The organism is Streptomyces aculeolatus, assembly GCF_020400605.1.
Classification (GTDB): domain Bacteria; phylum Actinomycetota; class Actinomycetes; order Streptomycetales; family Streptomycetaceae; genus Streptomyces; species Streptomyces aculeolatus.
The window spans coordinates 150,448-170,503 of the sequence record NZ_JAINRD010000010.1 but is presented as its reverse complement, the minus strand read 5'-3'; the positions used below and the strand labels follow the sequence as shown (position 1 = coordinate 170,503).

10 protein-coding genes are annotated in these 20,056 nt (G+C 75.8%); all 10 read left to right on the top strand.

Annotation, left to right across the window (positions count from 1 at the left end):
• Positions 1-232: 232 nt before the first annotated feature.
• The 10 genes from LG396_RS18995 (at position 233) to LG396_RS18950 (ending at position 20,040) form a co-directional block, all read left to right on the top strand.
• Complete coding sequence (locus LG396_RS18995; RefSeq protein WP_225795717.1) at positions 233-1,255, top strand: FecCD family ABC transporter permease; 1,023 nt, start codon at positions 233-235, stop codon at positions 1,253-1,255.
• 1 nt (position 1,256) lies between these two features.
• Positions 1,257-2,057, top strand: coding sequence for an ABC transporter ATP-binding protein (locus tag LG396_RS18990; protein ID WP_225795655.1), 801 nt, complete (start codon positions 1,257-1,259; stop codon positions 2,055-2,057).
• Entirely contained in the window at positions 2,048-3,052 is a 1,005-nt protein-coding gene (locus tag LG396_RS18985; RefSeq protein ID WP_100301949.1) for an ABC transporter substrate-binding protein, read from the top strand. Before LG396_RS18990 ends, LG396_RS18985 begins: the two co-directional genes overlap by 10 nt.
• Positions 3,053-3,329: 277 nt before the next feature.
• Complete coding sequence (locus LG396_RS18980; RefSeq protein WP_018852004.1) at positions 3,330-4,478, top strand: pyridoxal-phosphate dependent enzyme; 1,149 nt, start codon at positions 3,330-3,332, stop codon at positions 4,476-4,478.
• A 61-nt stretch (positions 4,479-4,539) separates the two neighbouring features.
• Positions 4,540-5,505 (top strand): guanitoxin biosynthesis L-enduracididine beta-hydroxylase GntD, encoded by a 966-nt coding sequence (gntD, locus tag LG396_RS18975; RefSeq protein ID WP_225795654.1) that lies wholly within the window; start codon positions 4,540-4,542, stop codon positions 5,503-5,505.
• 40 nt (positions 5,506-5,545) lie between these two features.
• Positions 5,546-8,731, top strand: coding sequence for a non-ribosomal peptide synthetase (locus LG396_RS18970; RefSeq protein WP_225795653.1), 3,186 nt, complete (start codon positions 5,546-5,548; stop codon positions 8,729-8,731).
• A 2-nt stretch (positions 8,732-8,733) separates the two neighbouring features.
• Positions 8,734-12,015 carry a non-ribosomal peptide synthetase gene (locus LG396_RS18965; protein WP_225795652.1) on the top strand — a complete coding sequence of 1,094 codons (3,282 nt, stop codon included), beginning with the start codon at positions 8,734-8,736 and terminating at the stop codon, positions 12,013-12,015.
• Positions 12,012-18,557: a non-ribosomal peptide synthetase gene (locus tag LG396_RS18960; RefSeq protein ID WP_225795651.1), complete on the top strand. Its 6,546-nt coding sequence runs from the start codon at positions 12,012-12,014 to the stop codon at positions 18,555-18,557. Before LG396_RS18965 ends, LG396_RS18960 begins: the two co-directional genes overlap by 4 nt.
• Complete coding sequence (locus LG396_RS18955) at positions 18,554-18,778, top strand: MbtH family protein (protein WP_130455026.1); 225 nt, start codon at positions 18,554-18,556, stop codon at positions 18,776-18,778. The genes LG396_RS18960 and LG396_RS18955 overlap by 4 nt, the downstream gene beginning before the upstream one ends.
• Positions 18,775-20,040 (top strand): MFS transporter, encoded by a 1,266-nt coding sequence (locus tag LG396_RS18950; RefSeq protein WP_100301955.1) that lies wholly within the window; start codon positions 18,775-18,777, stop codon positions 20,038-20,040. Before LG396_RS18955 ends, LG396_RS18950 begins: the two co-directional genes overlap by 4 nt.
• Positions 20,041-20,056 lie beyond the last annotated feature (16 nt).

The following is a 20,056-nucleotide window of genomic DNA, read 5'->3' as shown; positions in this document are numbered from 1 at the left end:
TAAAAATGATAATCATTATCTATAACGGTGTGGAGGGAGGCGTGCGCATGGGGCACGCATGTCGAGGGGGCTGCCGCGGCCCGGTGGCCGGCCCGCGGCGGCCAGGGCAGGCGGCGGCCTGATGCGCCCGTCGCCAACGGGCGCCGCGCCCCGCGCCGATGCCGGAGCCGGGGTGCCGGAGCCCGAAGGGCCGGTACGCGGCGGGGTCTCGCCGGCGTCCCGCGCCGGCCCGGTGGTCGCGTGCGCCCTGCTGCTCGGCGTGCTGCTGGTCTCGGTCGTGGTGGCCATCGGCCTCGGGCCCGCGACCGTCGCCCCCGGCGAGACCGCCCGCCACCTGTGGGCCGCGCTCACGGGCGGGCGCGTCGACGCCGACGAGGTGACGACGTATCAGATCGTCTGGCAGATCCGTACCCCCCGAGTGCTGCTGGCGGCGCTGGTGGGCGCGGGGCTGGCCGCCATGGGTGTCGCCGTGCAGGCGCTGGTGCGCAACGCGCTGGCCGACCCGTTCATCCTGGGGGTCTCCTCGGGTGCCTCGGTCGGTGCCGTGGCCGTCTCGGTCACCGGAGGCCTTGCCGCGCTGGGCATCTACGCCGTCTCCGCCGGGGCCTTCCTCGGCGCCCTGTCCGCGTCCGTGCTGGTGTACGCCGCCGCGGTCGGCAGGGGCGGCGCGCTGGCCCCGCTGCGCCTGGTGCTGACCGGCGTGGCGATGGCGCTCGGCTTCCAGGCCGTGATGAGCGTGATCGTCTACTTCGCCCCGGACAGCGAGGCCACGGCCACCGTCCTGTACTGGACCATGGGCAGCTTCGGCGCCGCCACCTGGGGCGCTCTGCCGGTGGTGGCCGCCGCCGTGCTGCTGGGCGTGCTCGTGCTGTACCGCAGCGGCCGGACCCTGGACGTACTCGCGCTCGGGGACGAGAGCGCGGCGAGCCTGGGCGTCAGCCCCGACCGGCACCGCCGGGTGCTGCTGGTGCTGGTCGCGCTGGTGACCGGGGTGATGGTGGCCGTCAGCGGCGCGATCGCCTTCGTCGGCCTGGTCATGCCGCACCTGGTGCGCATGGTGGTCGGCGCCTCGCATTCCCGGGTACTGGCCGTCGCCCCGCCGGCCGGGGCGCTCTTCATGGTCTGGGCGGACCTCGTCGCGCGGACCCTGGTCGCGCCCCGCGAGCTGCCGCTGGGTGTGATCACCGCGCTCGTCGGCGTCCCGGTGTTCATCACTCTGATGCGCCGCAAGGGCTATGTGTTCGGAGGCAGTTGACATGGATCTGAGGCTGGACGGGATCTCGGTGGTCACCGACGGCAGGAGCCTGGTGCACGAGCTGTCCCTCACCGCCGGTGACGGCGAGGTCGTGGGACTGGTCGGTCCCAACGGCAGCGGCAAGTCCACCGCGCTGAAGTGCGTCTACCGCGCGCTGCGCCCGACCTCCGGCACCGTGCGGGTGGGCGGGGACGACCTCGCGGGACTGACGATGAGGCACAGCGCCCGGCGGATCGCCGCCACCACCCAGGACGGCACCGTCGAACTGGACTTCACCGTCGCCGAGGTCGTCGCTCTCGGACGAACCCCGCACCTGCGCGGCAACCAGCCGCTCGGCCGCCGCGAGCGCGAGCTGTGCGACCGCGCGATGGCCCGGCTCGACATCGGCCACCTCGCCCGGCGCAGCGTGCTGACCCTCTCCGGCGGGGAGCGGCAGCGGGTCCTGCTCGCCCGGGCGCTCGTGCAGGAGCCGGAGGTCCTGGTACTGGACGAGCCGACCAACCATCTGGACGTCCGCCACCAGGTCGAGCTGCTGTCGTACCTGAAGGGCTCCGGCCCCACCGTGCTCGTCGTGCTGCACGACCTCAACCTCGCCGCCCTGGCCTGCGACCGGATCGCCCTGCTCTCCCACGGGCAGCTGGTGGCCGCCGGGCCGCCCGCGGACGTGCTCACCGCCGAGCAGGTCGCGGCCGTCTTCGGCGTCACCGCCGACATCGTCCCGCACCCGCTCTCCGGTGCTCCGCAGTTGCTCTACTCGCTCGATCCCCCCGTTGTGAAAGGCGGCGTCCCGTCATGCCCGTAACCCTGCCCCTCCGGCCCCGCGCCGTGCTCGGCCCCGCCCTCGCCGGGACGCTGCTGCTGCTCGGCGGCTGCGGCGCCGACGTGGATACCGGTACCGGAGACGCGCGTACGGCCACCGTCAACCGCTGCGGCGAGCCGGTCGACTACACCCGCCCCCAGCGTGCCGTCGCCTACGAGGGCGGCAGCGCGGACAAGCTGTTCAGCCTCGGCCTGACCGAGCACGTGCACGGCTACGTGATGCCGCCGGCGAACCCGCCCGTGACCGAGTCGCCGTGGGCGTCGGAGTACGCGAAGGTGAAGATGCTCAGCGACGACCTGCTCAACAAGGAACTCGTCGTGGAGGCGAAGTCCGACTTCGTCGTCGCCGGCTGGAACTCCGGCTTCAGCGACGAGCGGGGCATCACCCCGGAGATCCTCGACAAGCTCGGCATCCAGAGCTTCATGCACACCGAGAGCTGTTACAACTACCCCGGACACCCCGAGCGCGCCACCCCGTTCGAGGCCCTCTACACCGACCTCGAACGGCTGGGGAGGATATTCGGCGTCGAGGACAGGGCGGACGAGGTCGTGGCCGGGCTGAAGAAGCGGGCGCAGGCCGTCGCCGCCCGGGCGCCGGAGGGCGACCCGGTGCCCGTCTTCCTCTACGACTCGGGCACCGACCAGCCGTTCACCGCCGGCAGCCAGGTCCCGCCCACGGACATCATCGCCACCGCCGGCGGGCGCAACGTCTTCGCCGACCTGGACGAGCGCTGGACCCAGGTCGGCTGGGAGGCGGTCACCGAGGCCGAGCCCGAGGTCGTCGTCATCCTCGACTACGGCGACCAGCCCGCCGAGAAGAAGATCGGCTTTCTGAAGTCCTCCCCCCACAGCAGGCATCTGCCCGCCGTCCGGAAGGGCAACTTCTTCGTCCTCGACTACAACGAAGGCATCAGCGGCCCGCGCAACATCGACGGGCTGGAGAAGTTCGCACGCTACCTGCGCGAGCTGGAGAGCTGAGCCGGACGCCCCTCCGCCGCGCGGCCGGTGCCGGCGCACGACCGGCCGCGCGGCGCCGCGGTGGCCGGGGCGGTTCCGGCCGGCGGTCTCGCCTGAGGCAACAGCCGTCGGACCGCGCAGGGTTGAACGACCGTATCGGCTCTGTCATCCTCACTAACGGAACATGCGCCTGTCACGCATCGTCGAACTCATCGCCCCCACCGCCCGCAGTGACCCACTCCGAGCGCCGTCAGCGAACCGGCGGCACGGCGTCCGCGGAGTGCCGCGAGGAGGTTCCTTGATCGACGCCACCCTGATCAACCTGTCCGCGGAACACCCCGCCCACCTGCTGGATCCCGTCACCGGCCGGCTCGCCACCGAGGAGTCGCTCGCCCGGGTGCTGCCCCCGCGACTGGCCCGGATGGAGCTGACGGACGAGCCGACGATTCCCGTACCGGCCGAACTCGCCGAGCTCTACGGGACCTTCCGCCCGACGCCGCTGTTCGAGGCGACGCGGTTCGCCGCCGCCCTGGGCACGGACTGCCGCATCCACGTCAAGGACGAGGGCACCACGCCGTCGGGGAACCACAAGGCCAACAGCGCGTTATGGGTCGCCTACCACTGCGCACAGGACGGCGTGCGGACCCTCGCCACCGAGACCACCGGCAACTGGGGCGTGGCCCTCGCGCAAGCAGCGGCCCGCTTCGGCCTGGAGGTCCTGTGCTTCCTCGACTCCGCGAGCGCCGCCGCCCGCCCCGACCGCGCCGCGATGATGCGCGAGGCGGGGGCCGAGGTGGTGGTCGTGGGGGAGGACCGGGCCGACGGCTTCGATCCCCTGGTGCTGTCCGCAAACGCCGCGATCGACCACGTGCGGGAGATGCCGGGCGTCCGGTACATCTTCGGCAGCGTCTACAATTACTTCATCCTGCCCCAGACGCTCGTCGGGCAGGAAGCGCTGGCGCAACTCGGCGGCGAGGCCCCCGACGTGGTGGTGGGCAGCTGCGGCGGCGGCGCGAACCTGCTCGGCATCGCGGCGCCCTTCCTCGGACGCCCGGGCGTGGACGTCGTCTGCGCCGAGTCCGAGCACTGCCCGGTCGTCAGCGCCGGGGTGTTCGGCGACTACTCCATCGACGACCGTGACTTCTACCCGCGGCTGCGCACCTACGGCCTCGAACGGCTGCTGGGCAGCGAGTACATCGGCGGGCTGGGCTCCACGCTGGTGGCCGCCCCGGTCGCGGCCTTCCACCGCCGGGGAGACCTCGCCACCCGCACCTTCACCTCCGCCGAGGCGGTGAAGGCCGCGCGCCTCTTCGAGGAGTGCGAAGGGCGGGCCGTCGCGCTGGAGACGGGCTACCAGCTGGCTGCCGTCGTGGCCGAGGCGAGAGCGCGCAGCAGACAGAGGATCCTCGTCAACATCAGCTCGACGGGCCACTCCCGATTCGCCTGACGGTCCCTGCCGGCAACAGCCGCCTGTCACCCCGCGAGCCCACGGAGACCGGGAGCCCACTATGACCTCCGAGCCCGGAACGCTGACCCTCACCACGGCGGAACAGACCGAGCTGGACGCCCTCGCGGCCGAGGCCGTGGACCGGTTCGGCAGCCCCGCCGAACCGGTCCTGCGCCGGCTGACGGTGCTCGCCGACGTGCTGCCCCGCCGGGTGCGGGAGTTCCTGGCGGAGTTCCGGCACGACGATCCGCGCGGCGGTGTGGTCGTTCGCGGACTGCCCGTCGACGCTCCGCGGCTCCCGCCGACACCCGGCCACTGGCGGGACCGGAAGGACGGGGGCAGCGCACACGCCGACTTCCTCCTGGCCCTGCTCGCCTGCCGCCTCGGCGACCTGTTCGCCTGGCGGACGCTGCAGGAAGGGCGGCTGCTCACCGACGTACTGCCGGTGGCCGGGGAGGAGGACGTCCAGACCGGCCACGGCAGCGAGGCGCCGCTGGAGTTCCACTGCGAGGACGCGTTCCACGAGCTGCGGTGCGACTACCTGGGGCTGCTGTGCCTGCGGAACCCGCGGCGGGTCGCCACCACCTTCGCCGCGTTCGACCCGGCCCTGCTGAGCGCGGAGGACCTCCGCACGCTCGCCGAACCGGTGTTCCACATCCGGCCCGACAGCGAGCACCGCAAGTGGATGGACGAGGAGACGGCCGCGGAGCCCGTACCGGTGCTGTTCGGGCACCCCCAGTCTCCGTACCTGCGCCTGGATCCGCCCTTCATGCGGCCCCGGGACGGCGACCGGCGGGCGGCGGCGGCGCTGGGCCGGCTGCTGGAGCAGCTGGCGGCGCGTCTGTGCGACGTCGTCCTGGCACCCGGCGACGTGCTGTTCGTCGACAACTACCGGGCCGTGCACGGCAGGCGGCCGTTCCGGCCGCGCTACGACGGCACGGACCGGTGGCTGCGACGTGCGCTGGTCACCCGGGATCTGCGCAGGTCCAGCGCCGTGCGCGCGGATCCGCTGTCCCACACGATCTGAGCCGCGCACCGCCCGGACCGCTGAGAGAAGGAGGAGAGGGATGAGCCCGGCCGACACGTGCCACGAGGTCACCGACAGCTGGCCGCTGGTGCCGCTCCAGGCGGGCATGCTCGTGCAGTCGCTGCGGGACGAGGCCGCGGACATCGACCTCGTCCAGCACCTCTTCGATCTCGAAGGCACCCTCGACGTCCCGGCGTTCACCGCGGCCTGGTCCCGGGCCGCCCGCCGGCATCCGGTGCTGCGGAGCGCGTTCTTCTGGGGGCACGGCCCGGAGCCCGAGCAGCGGGTGTTCGCCGGGGCGGCCGTACCGCTGTCCGTGCGGGACTGGCGCGGCCTTTCCGCCGAAGCGGAACGGGACCGTCTCGCGGCGCTGCTGGCCGCGGACCGCCGTGCCGGGATCCGCCTGGACCGGCCTCCGCCCGCCCGCCTCACCCTGCTGCGGACCGGTGAGCGAGCACACCGGCTGCTGTGGACCTCCCACCACGGCCTGCTGGACGGCTGGAGCCGCACCCTCGTGCTCCGCGAGGTCATGGAGCAGTACGGTGCGGTCCGGGCGGGCGTGCCGGACGACGCGGTCCGCCCGGGCCCGCGCTACGGCGACTTCGCCGACTGGCTCCGCGGCCAGGACGGGGCCGCGGCGAAGACCGTGTGGCAGGACGCCCTCGCCGGCTTCGCCGCACCCACGCGGCTGCGCCTGGCACCGCCGGCAACGGGGGAGGGCACCGGCGAGCTGGTCCGCACCCTCGGCCGCCCGCAGGCCGCCGAGCTGACCGCCTTCGCCCGCGCCAACCGGCTGACGGCGGCGACCGTGCTGCACGGCGCGCTCGCCGTGGTGCTGCACCGCTACAGCGGATCGCAGGACGTGCTGTTCGGCTCGACCCTCTCCGTCCGCCCGCCGGACCTGGACGGCGTGGAGGACATGGCGGGCCTGCTGATCAACACCATTCCGGTACGGGTCCGGGTGCGGCCCGCGGCGGAAGCGGCGGTCTGGCTGCGGGAGTTCCAGGACCGGCTGCTCGACCTGCGCGAGCACGGGCACCGCCCCCTGACCGAACTCCAGGCCCACACCGACGTGCCCGCGGGCACCGCGCTCTTCGACACGCTGCTCGTCTTCGAGAACCACCCCGGGGCCGCCGAGGACAGCTGGGCCGCCGCCGGGGTGCGGATGACGTTCCGCCGCACCACGGGCCGGACCGGCTACCCGCTGACCGTCACCGCGGAGCCGGGTGACGGGCTCAAGCTGGTCTTCGAGTACGAGCGCACCGTCCTCGACGACGCCGCGGCGGCCCGGATCGCCGACAGCCTGGAGGCGGCGCTGACGGCGATGGCCGGCGCGCCGCCGGGTCTGACCGTCGGCGGGCTGCCCGTCATCCCCGAGGACCGGTGTGCGCCGCCGCCCGTGCGCGCGCGGCCTGCGGCGCCGCGACCCGTGCACCGTACGATCGGCGACCTGGCCGCGGCCCGCCCAGAGGCGATCGCTGTACGCACCGACGACACGTCGCTGACCTACGGCGCGCTGTGGGCGCGGGCCGGCGCCCTCGCGGCCCGGCTGCGGGCCGCGGGAGCGGCACCCGAGGCACCGGTCGGCGTGCACGTGGAGCGTTCGGCAGACCTGGTCGTCGCGGCGCTGGCGGTGCTGCGGACGGGCGGTGCGTGCCTGCTGCTCGACCGCGCCCTGCCGGAACGCCGGATCCGGTTCATGCTCGACGACTCGGGTGCCCGAGCGGTGGTCTCGCACGGGGAGTTCGCCTGGCACGGGCCGGTGCTGGACGTCGGTGCGAACGGCTCGCAGGTCCCGGACGGGACGGACGGGACGGACCGGACGGAGGTCGCCTACGAGCCCGACGGGCCGGTGCGCCCCGACGAACTCGCGTACCTCGTCTACACCTCCGGCTCCACCGGCACGCCGAAGGGCGTCGCCGTCACCCACCGCTCCCTGGCCACCCACTGCGAGAGCGTCCGCGCCGCCTACGGGCTCGGGCCCGACGACTGCGTGATGCAGTTCGCCTCCGTGGCGTTCGACGCCGCCGTCGAACAGCTTCTGGCGACCCTGGCGGCCGGGGCGACGCTCGTGCTCCGCGGGCCCGACCTGTGGGACCCCCACGAACTCCTCGACCGGCTGCGCCGCCACCGCGTCACCGTGATGGAACTGACCCCGGACTACTGGTACCAACTCGTCGACGCCGTGGCCGAGAGCGCGGAACCGGGGCTCGGCCGGCTGCGCCTGATGAACGTCGGCGGCGACGCCGTGGCTCCGGAACAGCTCGCCCGCTGGGCCGCGGCCCTGCCGGACACCCGGACGGTCAACAGCTACGGCCCCGCCGAGGCGACGATCACCGCCACCTTCTGGCCGTACGACGGCTCCTGCCCCACCCCGGTCGCGCCGATAGGCCGGCCGCTGGCGCACGTCGACGTGCACCTGCTCGACGCCGAGTTGCGGCCGGTACCCGTCGGCGTGCCCGGGGAGATATGCGTCGGCGGACGCGCCGTCGCCCGCGGCTATCCCGGCCGGGCCGCACTGACCGCCGAGCGCTTCGTACCGGACCCGTACGCGGCCGAGCCCGGCGCCCGCATGTACCGCACGGGCGACATCGGCCGCCTGCTCCCCGACGGGAGCGTGGAGTTCCTCGGCCGCCTCGACGACCAGGTGCAGATCCGCGGCATCCGCGTCGAACCCGCCGAGACTGCCGCGGAGCTGCGCCGCCACCCCTCGGTCACCGACGCCGTGGTGCTGCCCCGGGAGGGCCCCGGAGGCGAGCGCGTCCTCGGCGCGTACGTCACCCCGGGATCGGCCGACCCCGGCGCGCTCCGCGCCTTTCTGCGGGAGTCGCTGCCCGACGCGATGGTGCCCGCCTTCGTCGTGCCGCTGGACCGGATGCCGCTGTCCGCGACCGGCAAGCTCGACCGGGCCGCGCTGCCGCTCCCGGAGCAGGCGGGCACCGCGGCGGGCGGCCCGGCGGAGGACACGGCCGCAGCCGCCGGCGAGGGCGCGGCGGCGGGCACCGAACTGGAGCGGCAGCTCGCCGGCATCTGGGCCCGGGTCCTCGGCCGCGGCCACGTCGGGCTGCACGACGACTTCTTCGACCTGGGCGGGCACTCGCTGACCATGCTGCGCGTCCTCGCCCTGGCCAGGCAGGAGCGGGTCGGCGGTCTCACCCTCCGGGCGCTCTTCCGGCACCCGACGGTCGCCAGGCTGGCCGCCGCGCTCCAGGACGGGAGGGCCTGACGATGGCGGACGCGGATACGGGCGCGGCCGTGTACGGGGCGGGGCCGCCCGCCGGGCCCGTACGCACCGGCAGGCGGCCCGGCCCCGACGGCTGCCACGAACTCCCCGCCTCCCACGGGCAGCGCCGCCTCTGGCTCGTGTGCCGCCGCGACCCCGCCAACCCCGTCTACCACTACGCGATGTTCCTGCGCATGGAGGGCCCGCTGCGCGCCGACGTGCTGCGCACGGCCCTCGGCGTCCTCGCCGCCCGGCACGAGAGCCTGCGCACGACGCTGCACGGCCGGGACGGTGACCTCGTCCAGCGCGTCCACCCGGCCCGCCCCGCCGACCTGCCCGTCGAGACGGCGGCCGACTGGGAGTCGGCGCACGCGGCCGCGGTCCGCCGGGCGCGGCTCCCGATGGACCTGGCCCGCGGCCCGCTGCTGCGCACCTGGCTGGTACGCGTCGCGCCCGACCGCCACCTGTTCGCCTGCGTCGTCCACCACGCGGTGTTCGACGGCTGGTCGGAGGAGGTGTTCCTGCGGGAGCTGGCGGCCGCGTACAACGCCGCCGCCGGCGGTGCCCCGGCCGAGCTGCCCGAACTCCCCGTCCAGCACGGCGACGTGGCCGCCTGGGAGCGGGCCGCCCTCGACGGCGCCGAGGGCGAGCGGCTGCTGCGCCACTGGCGGCGGGCGCTGCACGACGCCCGGCCCCTCGCCCTGCCCACGGACCGGCCCCGGCCGCCGGTGCCGGCGTTCCGCGGCGCCACCCACCGCTTCGCCGTGCCGGCGGAGACGGTGCGGCGGATGGGGGAGTTCTGCCGGGAGGAGCACGTCACCCCGTACATCGTGCTGCTGGCGGCCACCTCGGCGCTGCTGGGCCGGTGGTCGGAGCAGGACGACGTGGCGGTGACCGTGACCACGGCGAACCGGCCGCTGCCGGAGGCCGAGCACGTCATCGGCTACTTCGCCGGCGGGCAGGTGCTGCGCGCCCGGCTCACCCCGGACCTGACCTTCCGCGAGCTGAGCGGGCAGGTGCTGGAGGAGTTCCTCGACGGCATGGAGCACGAGGGCCTGCCGCTCGACCTGCTCGCGGCCCGAGCCCGGCCCCGCTGGGAGCGCGTGGGCGGCGCGTTCAGCCGGGTCGCGGTCGCCCTCGACCCGGTGCCGGAGCCGGCCGCGGAGTTCGCCGGGCTGCGCGTGCGGCAGACCGGCGCGTACCTGGGCGTGGCCAAGTGGGACCTGGGGGCGGTCTTCCAGAGCTCGGGGGACGAGCTGTACGGCCATCTCACGTACGACACCGCGCTGTTCGACGCGGCGACCGTGGCGAGCATGGCCCGCGCGCTGCTCCGGCTGCTCGGCACCGCGACCCGCGAACCCGACCGGCCGGTCCACGCGATCGACCTGGCGGACCCCGGTGCCGGGCGGGCGCCCGCGCCGGTGGCCGTCCCCGTCCCCGCCCGCCGCGGCGTGCACCACCACGTCGCGGCGCGGGCCGCCGAGCAGCCCGGGGCCCCCGCCGTGTACGCCCCGGACGGCCCCTTGTCGTACGCGGACCTCGACCGGCGCGCCGACGAGTTCGCCGCCCGCCTGCGCGACCGCGGGGTGACCGCGCGGACCGCCGTGGGGCTGGCCGTACCGCCGTCCACGGACTCCGTCGCCGCGCTGCTCGGCGTGCTGAAGGCGGGTGCCGCAGCCGTACCGCTCGACCAGTCATGGCCGGCCGGGACCCTTGCGCGGGTGCTGACCGAGTGCGGGGCGGGGCTGGTCCTCACCGCGCCCGGCGATGCGCCGCCGCTGCCCGAGGGGGTGGACGTGCTCCGGCTGAACGGGGAGGGCGGCGGGCCGGACACCGCGCGCGCCGTACGCGGGGAGCCCCGGACCGGCGCGGCGCCGCACGCCGCCTCGGGCGACCTCGAAGCCGGCGCACCCGCCTGGGTGCTGCCGGCCGCCGGCGACCGCCCTGGGCCCACGGTGTTCACCCACGCCGCCCTCCTCCGGAGCACCGGCCACCCCGGCTCCCGCGACCTGGGGCCGGGCACCGTGCACCTGTGCGTCGTCCCGCCCGCCTCGGCGCACGCCGCGACGGAACTGCTCGGCCCGCTCCTCCACGGCGGCGCCGTCGCCGTCCACCGCCCCGCTGACGGGTTGCGGGCCGCACTCGGCGCGTACCCGGTCACCTCGGCGCTGTTCACCGCCCCGGCGCTGCGCGCCGCCGCCGACGAGGCGCCCGAGGCCCTGGCAGCACTGGGCGACGTGCTCGTCGACGCGGAGGAGTTGACGCCGACGCTCGTCGGCCGGGTGCTGCGGCTGCGCGCCGGCCGGCCGGTGCGGACCGTGTACCCGGCGGGCGCGGCCCGGCCCGGGACCGCAGCCCTGGCGACGCTCCGCGAGACGCCCCCGGGCAGCGGCATCCCGGTGGGCTCCCCGGCAGACCCCGCCGTCCGCGCGTACGTCCTCGACCCCCGGCTGCGTCCGGTGCCCGCAGGGGCGCCGGGCGAGCTGTACCTCAGCGGACCCGGTCCGGCGGACGGCTTCCGGGGCCGGGCGGCGGACACCGCGGCGCGCTTCGTCCCCGACCCGTTCGGCGGCCCGCCGGGCGCCCGGATGTACCGGACCGGACATCTCGTCAGAAGCGGGCCCGGGGGCGGGCTGGAGTACCTGGGCCGGACTGCGGACCGGATGGAGGCCGGCGGTCTGCGCGTCGAGACGGGCCCCGTACGCGACGCCCTCGCCTCCCATCCGGCGGTGGCCGACGTCGTCGTCGCCCGCGGCGACCTGCCGGACGGCGGCGGGCGTACGGGCCTCGTCGCCTACGTGACCCCGGTACGCGGCGCCCCGCCGGAGGCGGCGGCGCTGCGCGCGCACGCGGCGGGGCTGCTGCCCGCCCACCTGGTGCCGTACGCGTTCGTACCGCTGACCGCCCTGCCGCCGGCCGCCGACGGCACGGTGGACCGCGACGCGCTTCCCCCGCCGGGTCCCGCGGCCCCCGCCGCCGCTCCCGGGAACCAGGCGCCGGCCCCCGCCGCCGCGGCGCACGGCGCCCACCCGGCCCGTACCCCGACCGAACGTGCGGTGGCGGAGGAGTGGGGGGCGCTGCTCGGGCAGCCGCCGTCGACCCGGGAGGCGAAGTTCCTGGAGGCCGGCGGCGACTCGGTGCTGCTCGTGCTCTTCGCCGAGCGGCTCCGCGCCAGGTTCGCCGCGGGGGCGCCGGCGGTCGTCGACCTCTTCGAGTACGGCACCGTCGCGGAGATAGCCGCGCTGGTGGACGGCAGGTCCGCAAACGGCGCGGAGGAGGCAGGGTGAACGAGCCGACGGCGATCATCGGCATCGCGGTGCACCTCCCGGACGCCGGCACTCCGGGGGAGTTGCACACCAACCTCGCCGAGGGCCGGGACAGCGTCCGCGACGTCCCTGAGACGCGGCTGCGGATGGCCGGGGCGGATCCCTCGACCCGCCACCAGCTCCTCGCCCCGATCGACCGGGTCGCCGAGTTCGACCACGAGTTCTTCGGCGTCTCCCTGCGGGAGGCGGAGCTGATGGACCCGCACCACCGGCTGACACTCCAACTGGCCTGCGCGGCGGTGGAGGACGCCGGCTACGCGCTCGGCGACATCCGCGGCAGCCGCAGCGGCGTGGTCCTCACCGGGGTCCGCCCCGACTACGACCGGCTGATCGACGACGCCGACGAGGGTCTGCTGGCCATGCTCGGCAACGCCCCCGCGGCGCTGGCAGGGCGAATCGCCTATCTGCTGGGTGCGCAGGGGCCCGCGCTGGTGCTGGACACCGGCTGCTCCTCGGGGCTGGTGGCCGTCGACCACGCCCACCGCCTGCTGCGGGCGGGCGACGCGGACGCGGTGCTCGTCGGCGGGCTGAGCGTGCGCTCGACGTTCACGCGGGCCGCGGACAGCGAGCGGTACGCCGAGGTGATGGCCGCCGACGGCCGCTGCCGTGCCTTCGACGCGGACGCCGACGGCACCGCGGACGGCGAGGGCGGCGTGATGCTCCTGCTCAAACCCCTCGCCCGGGCCCTGCGCGACCGCGACCACGTCCACGCCCTGATCCGCGGCAGCGCCGTCAACCACAACGGCTACCGCGCCGGCAGCCTCGGCGCGCCCAGCCCCGCCGCCCAGCGCGAGGTCCTGCGCGACGCCTGGCGGCAGGCGGACATCGACCCCGCCGCCCTGGGCTACGTGGAGGCGCACGGCTCCGGTACCCGCCTCGGCGACCTCATCGAGGCCGAGGCGCTGCACCAGGCGCTCACCGCCCACGGGCCGCGGGCGGAGCCGTGCCCCATCGGGTCGGTCAAGACGAACCTCGGCCACCTCGACCACGCCGCCGGCCTCGCCGGTCTCGCCAAGGCCGTGCTGAGCCTGCGGCACGGCACGCTGTACCCGTCGCTGCACTTCGTACGGCCCAATCCGCTCATCGGCTTCGACGCCAAGGCCCTGCGGGTCAACTCCGCGCTCCGCTCCTGGCCGCGTACCGGCGACGCCCGCCGGCTCGCCGGCGTCACCTCGCTCAGCATCACCGGCACCAACGCCCATGTCGTCCTGGAGGAGCCCCCGGAGCCGCCCGCGCGGGCGGCCGCGGGGCAGGAACAGGGCATCGTCACGGTCTCGGCGCGCACCCCCGGAGCGCTCGCCCGGTACTGCGAGCGGCTGGCCGCGCACGTGTCCGCCGACCCGGGCCCCGGCCCCGGTCCCGGGCTGGGCGACGTGCTGCACGTGCTCAACAGGGGCCGCGACCACCACCCGTACCGCGTCGCGTTCCCCGCCGCCTCCCTCGCCGACGCCGCCGCGGGACTGCGCCGGGCGGCGCGCAGGCTCGGCCGGGGGGCGCCCGCCGAGGAGGCCGCCGCCCGCCGGGTCGTCCTCGCCGTCTCACCGGAGGCGGACCTCGCCGAAGCGGCCGCGGCCCGACTGGCGGACGCGCACCCGGAGTTCGCCGACGCGCTGCGGCGCTGCGAGGCGGCGGCACCGCCCGGAGGGCCGCCGGCCTGGTTCGCCCGCAGGTACGCGCTGTGGTGTCTGCTCCAGGCCCGCGGGCTGCGTCCCGACCAGGTGGTGGGCGGCGGCGCGGCGCTGCCGCTGGCCCGGGTCGTCCGGGGAGAGACGAGCCTCGCGGACGGCCTCGCGGAGGCGGTTGCAGACCCGGACCGCGCCCGTACCGGACCCGGATACGGATCCGGGCACGCGACCGAACCCGTCCGGCTCGACGGGCCGGTGGTGGTCTGCGAACTGGGCCCCGCCGCCGGCCCGCGGGAAGACCTGCCGCCCGGCGCCGTCGCCGCGGGCGTACGCGGGGACGGCGCCCTGCGGTGCCTGGCCGACCTGTACGCCGCCGGGGCGGACCTGGACTGGGAGCGGGCGCACCGGGACTGCGCACACGTCCGCGTACCGCTGCCCACATACCCCTTCGAGCCCGTCGTCTGCTGGTGCCGGGAGGTCGACGACGCCGCGCCGGCACCGCCCCCGGCAGGCGCTACGGCCACCGCGCCCGGCCCGGACCCGGCCGGGGCGCCCGCGCCGCGCACCCGGGAGGAGTGCGCGCGCGTGCTCGCGCGCGTCTGGCAGGACGAACTCAAGTCCCCCGAAGTCGGCGAGGACAGCGACTACTTCGCCCTCGGCGGCAACTCGATCATCGGCCTCGGCGTGGTGGCGTCCGTATGGCGGGAACTCGGCGTCCGCGTCCGGCTCCCCGACCTCTACACCCACCCCACCGTGGGCGCCCTGGCCGAGGTGGTGCACGCGAGGCTCCTCGACGCGACGGGCGAGGCGCGCGACCGCATCCCGGCCGTCGCCAGGGGACCGCGCCCCCCGCTGTCGTTCGGCCAGGAGAGCCTGTGGTTCGTCGACCGCCTGCAACCCGGCAGCTGGGCCTACAATGTTCCCCTCGACCTGCACGTCCTCGGCCCGCTCGACCACGCCGCGCTCCAGGCGGCGCTGCGCGCGCTGACGGAGCGCCACGAGGTCCTGCGGACCCGCTACGCCGACGACGAGGGCCGCCCGTACGCCGTCCTCGACCCGCCGGACCGGCTGACCCTGCGGGTGGTGGACCTGCGTCCGCTGGCACCCGCGGAACGGGACCGGGAGGCGGACCGGCTGCTCGGCGCCGAGGCGCGGGAGCCGTTCGACCTCGCCGCCGGCCCGCTGTTCCGGGCCCTGCTCATCCGGCTGGAGGACGAGCGGCACTGCCTGGTGCTCACCGCCCAGCACAGCGTCGACGACGGCTGGAGTCCGCCGCTGCTCCGCCGCGACCTGTGGGAGCTGTACGCGGCGCACCGCGAGGGGCGCGCCCCGCGGCTGCCCGAACTGCCCATCCAGTACGCCGATTTCGCCGTCTGGCAGCGGGAGCACATGGCCGGCCCCCGGCACGCCGCGGAGCTGGCCTTCTGGACGGAGCGGCTGCGCGGCTGCACCCCGCTGGAGCTGCCCGCCGACCACGCCCGCCCCGCCCGGCAGACGGGGGCGGGCGGGCACCACTTCTTCACGATCCCCGGTGACCTCGTCGACCGGCTGCGGCAACTGGCCGCCGCGGAACGGGTCACGCTCTTCACCGTCATGGTCGCGGCGCTGCAGACGCTGCTGCACCGGCTGTCGGGCCAGGACGACGTGACGATCGGCACCTTCACCGCGGGGCGCAACCGGCCCGAGACCCACGATCTGTTCGGCTACTTCAACAACGCCCTGGCGCTCCGCAGCGACCTCGGCGGCGACCCCGCGTTCCGGGCCCTGCTCGGGCGGGTCCGCGGCGTCGTCGTGGACGCGCTGGACCACGACGAACTGCCCTTCGCCGACGTCGTCGCCGCCCTCCACCCCGTACGCGACCTGAGCCGGCACCCCGTCTTCCAGGTCGGCTACACGCATCAGACGATCCCCGCGATGGACGCGTATCCGCTGCCCGGCGGGCTCCGGCTGGACGAGGAGCGGGGGTCGGTGCTGCGCGGGCTGCCGCCGGGCATCACCAAGTGGGATCTCGACTTCGGGGTGTGGGAGGTCGAGGGCGAGGCGGCCATGGAGGCGGTGCTGGAGTACAGCACCGACCTGTTCGAGGAGGAGACCGCGGCCGCCGTGGCCCGCAGCCTCGTCACACTGCTGTCCGGCATCGCCGACGACCCGGACCGCACGCTCAGCGAACTCCCGCTGCGGACCGGCGCGGAGATCGCCGCGACCGTGGCGGACAGCGCAGGCGCGCCGTGGACCACCGGACCGGAAACGGTCCTCGACGGCCTGGCCGCGGCCGTGGCCGCGCACCCCGGGCGGCGGGCCGTCGTCCACGCCGGGCAGGAACTCGACTACGCCGGGCTCGCCGTCCGCGTCGAGCGCATCGCGGCGGCACTGCGCGCCCGGGGAGCGGAGCCGGGCGGCGTGGCCGGGGTGCTGCTGCCGCGCGGCGCCGACCTCCCCGTGGCGCTGTTGGCCGTCCTGCGGACCGGCGCCGCGTTCCTGCCACTCGATCCGGAGTACCCGCCGCAGCGGCTCCGGTTCATGGCCGAGGACGCCCGGCCCGCCGTGGTCGTCACCACGGCGGCGCTCGCGGACAGGCTGCCGGCCGCTGTCCCGGTGCTGCTGGTCGAGGAGGCCGCGGCGGCGCCCGCCGCGGCCGGGAGCGCCCCGGCCCGGGCGCCGGGGCCGGACGACCTCGCGTACGTGCTCTACACCTCCGGTTCGACCGGCACCCCCAAGGGCGTCGCCGTCTCGCACCGCAGCCTGGAGTACTACCGGCGCGTCTGGCTCCGGGCCGCGGGCGGCGGCGGCCTCACCTGGCTGTCGATGGCCAGCGCGGCCTTCGACGTCTTCGCCGGCGACCTGGTGCGCTCCGTGTGCTCCGGCGGGACCCTCGTGCTCGCCCCCGACGACGTGTGGTCCTCCTCGCGGGCGCTCCACCGGCTCATCCGCGAACTGCGGGTGGAGGCGGTCGAGTTCGTGCCGGGCCTGGTGCGCGCCCGGCTGATCGAGTACGTCACCGAGCACGGCCTGTCGCTGGACTCGCTGCGCCTGGTCATCAACGGCACGCACGTGTGGGCCATGGAGGAGGCGCGCGAGGTGGCGGCGGCGCTGGGCGACGGCGCGCGGGTGGTGACCGTCTTCGGGGTCACCGAGGCGACCATCGACAGCTCCCTCTTCGACGCGACCGCCTCCGCACTGCCCGACCGGGACCCGGTGCCCGTCGGCAGGCCCTTCCCGGGCACCGAGCTGTACGTGCTGGACGAACTGCTCCGCCCCGTGCCGCCCGGCGTCGAGGGCGAGTTGTACATCGGCGGCGCCGGACTCGCGGCCGGCTACGTACGGCGGCCCGGACTCACCGCCGCCCGGTTCGTACCCGATCCGTTCTCCGGCCGCCCCGGCGCCCGGCTCTACCGGACCGGCGACCGCGCCCGCCGCCCGGCCGACGGCGAACTGCGGTTCCTCGGCCGGCTGGACGACCAGGTGAAGATCAACGGCCAGCGCATCGAGCCCGGCGAGGTCGAGGCCGCCCTGCGCGACCACCCCGGGGTGCTGGAGGCGCTGGCGGGGGCGGAGGCGGCGCCCACCGGTGACCGGCGGCTCGTCGCGCACGCGCTGCCCGCCCCCGCCGCCCGGCCGCCCACGGCCGGCGAACTGCGCCGGTGGCTGCGCGAGCGGCTGCCCGCGCATCTCGTGCCGGCCGCGCTGACAGTGGTCGATGCCCTGCCGTACTCGCCCAACGGGAAGCTGGACCGCGCCGCCTGGCAGCGCGGCCTGGCGGGACCCCCGGCCGCCGGCCGCGACCACACGGCTCCCTCCGACGCGGTCGAACTGCGGCTGCTCCGCGTGTGGGAGCGGATCCTGGGCGTCTCCGGGATCGGGGTCGGCGAGAGCTTCTTCGACGTCGGCGGCCACTCCATCCTGGGGGTCCGGCTGCTCGACGCCATCGAGCGCGAACTCGGCGCCACGCTGACCCTCGCCCAGCTCTTCCACGACCCGACCGTCGAAGGGCTGGCCGCCGCCGTCCACCGGGAGAACGGCGCTGCTCACCGGGAGAACGGCGCAGCCCCCCGCGGCTGCCTGCTCGCGATCCGCCCCGGGGGCACCCGGCCGCCGCTGTACTGCGTGCACCCGTCCGGCGGCGGCGTCCACCACTACTACCGGTTCGCGCACGCCCTGGACGCCGACCAGCCCGTGTACGGGTTCCAGGCGGCGGGGCTGGACGACGGCTCCCCGCCCGACCCCACCGTGGAGCGGATGGCCGAGCGATACGTGGCGGAGCTGCGCGCCCACCGGCCCTCCGGCCCGTACCGGCTGCTGGGCTGGTCGCTCGGCGGCGTCGTGGCCTACGAGATGGCCCGTCAGCTGGCCGCCGCGGGCGTGCCGCCGGACCTGCTGGCCGTCGTGGACGCCGACGCCACCGAAGCGTTCGAACCGCCGCCGCCGGACGACGAGGCGATGCTGCGGCTCCTGCTGCGCGTGAACTCCGGCCTTACCGTCCCCGAGGACCGGCTCGCCCCGCTGACCGGGCCGGAACGGCTGGCGGCCGTCGTGGACCTGGCCCGGGACGCCGGTGCGCTGCCCCGGCAGCTGCCGCTGTCCCGGGTGCGGCAACTGGCCCGCGCCCTGCGGGACACCGACGCCGCCCTCGCGCGCTACCGCGTCGGCCCGTACACCGGCCCGGTCCACGTGCTGCGCGCCGCCGACGCCGCCGGCCGCCGCCCCGACCTCGGCTGGGGCAGGTACGCGGACACCGTGCGCGCCACGGCCGTACCCGGCGGCCACTATGACTTGTTCGACCGCCACCACGCGGCGCTGGCCGAGGCGGTCGGGGAGATCGTCGCGGGCCTGCCCGCCGCGGCGGCACCCGCCACGGAAGGAGAACCGGCATCACGATGACCGACGCAGAGGACGACCGCCAGTACGACGTGGTGGTCAACGACGAGGAGCAGTACTCGATCTGGTTCGCGGGCCGCGACCTCCCCCCGGGCTGGTCGAGGGCGGGCCACACCGGGACCCGGCAGGACTGCCTGGACCACATCGACCGGGTGTGGACCGACATCCGCCCGCTCAGCGTCCGGCGCGGGCTCGAGGAGACGGGCGGGGACAGCGCGGCATGAAAGGTCTGGGTGCCGACTTCCGGCGGCTGTGGCTCTCCTCGGCGGTGTCCAACCTGGGCGACGGCGTACGGCTGACGGCGCTGCCCCTGCTGGCCGCCGCGGTGACCCGGGACCCGGTGGCCGTCGCCGTCGTGTCCGTGGCGGCCGAACTCCCGTGGCTGCTGGTCAGCCTCCCCGCCGGCGCTCTCGCCGACCGGGTGGACCGCCGGCGGCTCATGGTCGTCGTCCAGCTCGTCCGGATGTGCCTGGTCGTGCTGCTCACGGCGATCGTGCTGGCCGACGGCTCCTCCATCGCGATCCTGTGCGGCTTCGTGTTCCTGCTGGGGATCGGGGAGGTGCTCTTCGACGCCGCGGCGCCCACCATCCTGCCCCGGATCGTGCCCAGGGAGCAGCTCACCCGGGGCAACGCGCGGCTGTTCGGCGTGGAGTTGGGCGCCAACGAGTTCGTGGGGCCGCCCCTCGGCGGCTTCCTCTACCGGCTGGGGCAGGCGGTGCCGTTCGTCCTCGACGCGATCAGCTTCGCGGTGAGCGCCGCGCTGCTGAGCCGGATGCGGGGCACCTTCCGGCCGGACCGCGCGCCGGACGCCGACTCCTCCGCCGCCGGGCTGCTGCGCGAAGTGGGCGAGGGCTTCGGCTGGCTGTGGCGCAACCCGGTGATACGGACCCTGTCGATCGTCGTCACGTTCATGAACCTCGCCCGCGCCATGACCATGGCCATCTTCGTGCTGTACGCGCTGGAGACCCTGGACCTGTCGGAGATCGGCTTCGGCGTGCTGTCCAGCGCCGTCGCGGTGGGCGCGGTAGCCGCCTCCTGGGCCGCCGAGCGCATCCGCCCCGGCGCGGCGGGGCGGTGCCTGGTCGCGGCGGTCCTCGGGCACGGGCTGACCACCGTCGCGATGGGCGCGACCTCCAACGCCTGGGTGGCGGGAGCGAGCAGCGCCGCGTTCGGCTTCGCGACGATGACGTGGAGCGTGCTGACCGCGTCGGTGCGCCAGACCGTCGTGCCGGACCGGCTGCTGGGCCGGATCAGCAGCGTCCACCGGTTCCTGAGCTGGGGCAGCCTGCCGCTGGGCTCGCTGCTGGGCGGGGTGCTGGCCACGGCGTACGGGCTGCGCGTGCCGTTCGTCGCGGGCGGGCTCGCGGTCGTGCTGGCGGCACTCGTCGCCGCCCGCGTCCTGCTGGGCGTCTCCGCGCTGCTGGAGGAGCACACCGCGGAAGCGGAGCAGACCGAAGCCGGAGCCGACCCGAAGGGACCGACGTGACCCGCGGCGGCCCCCC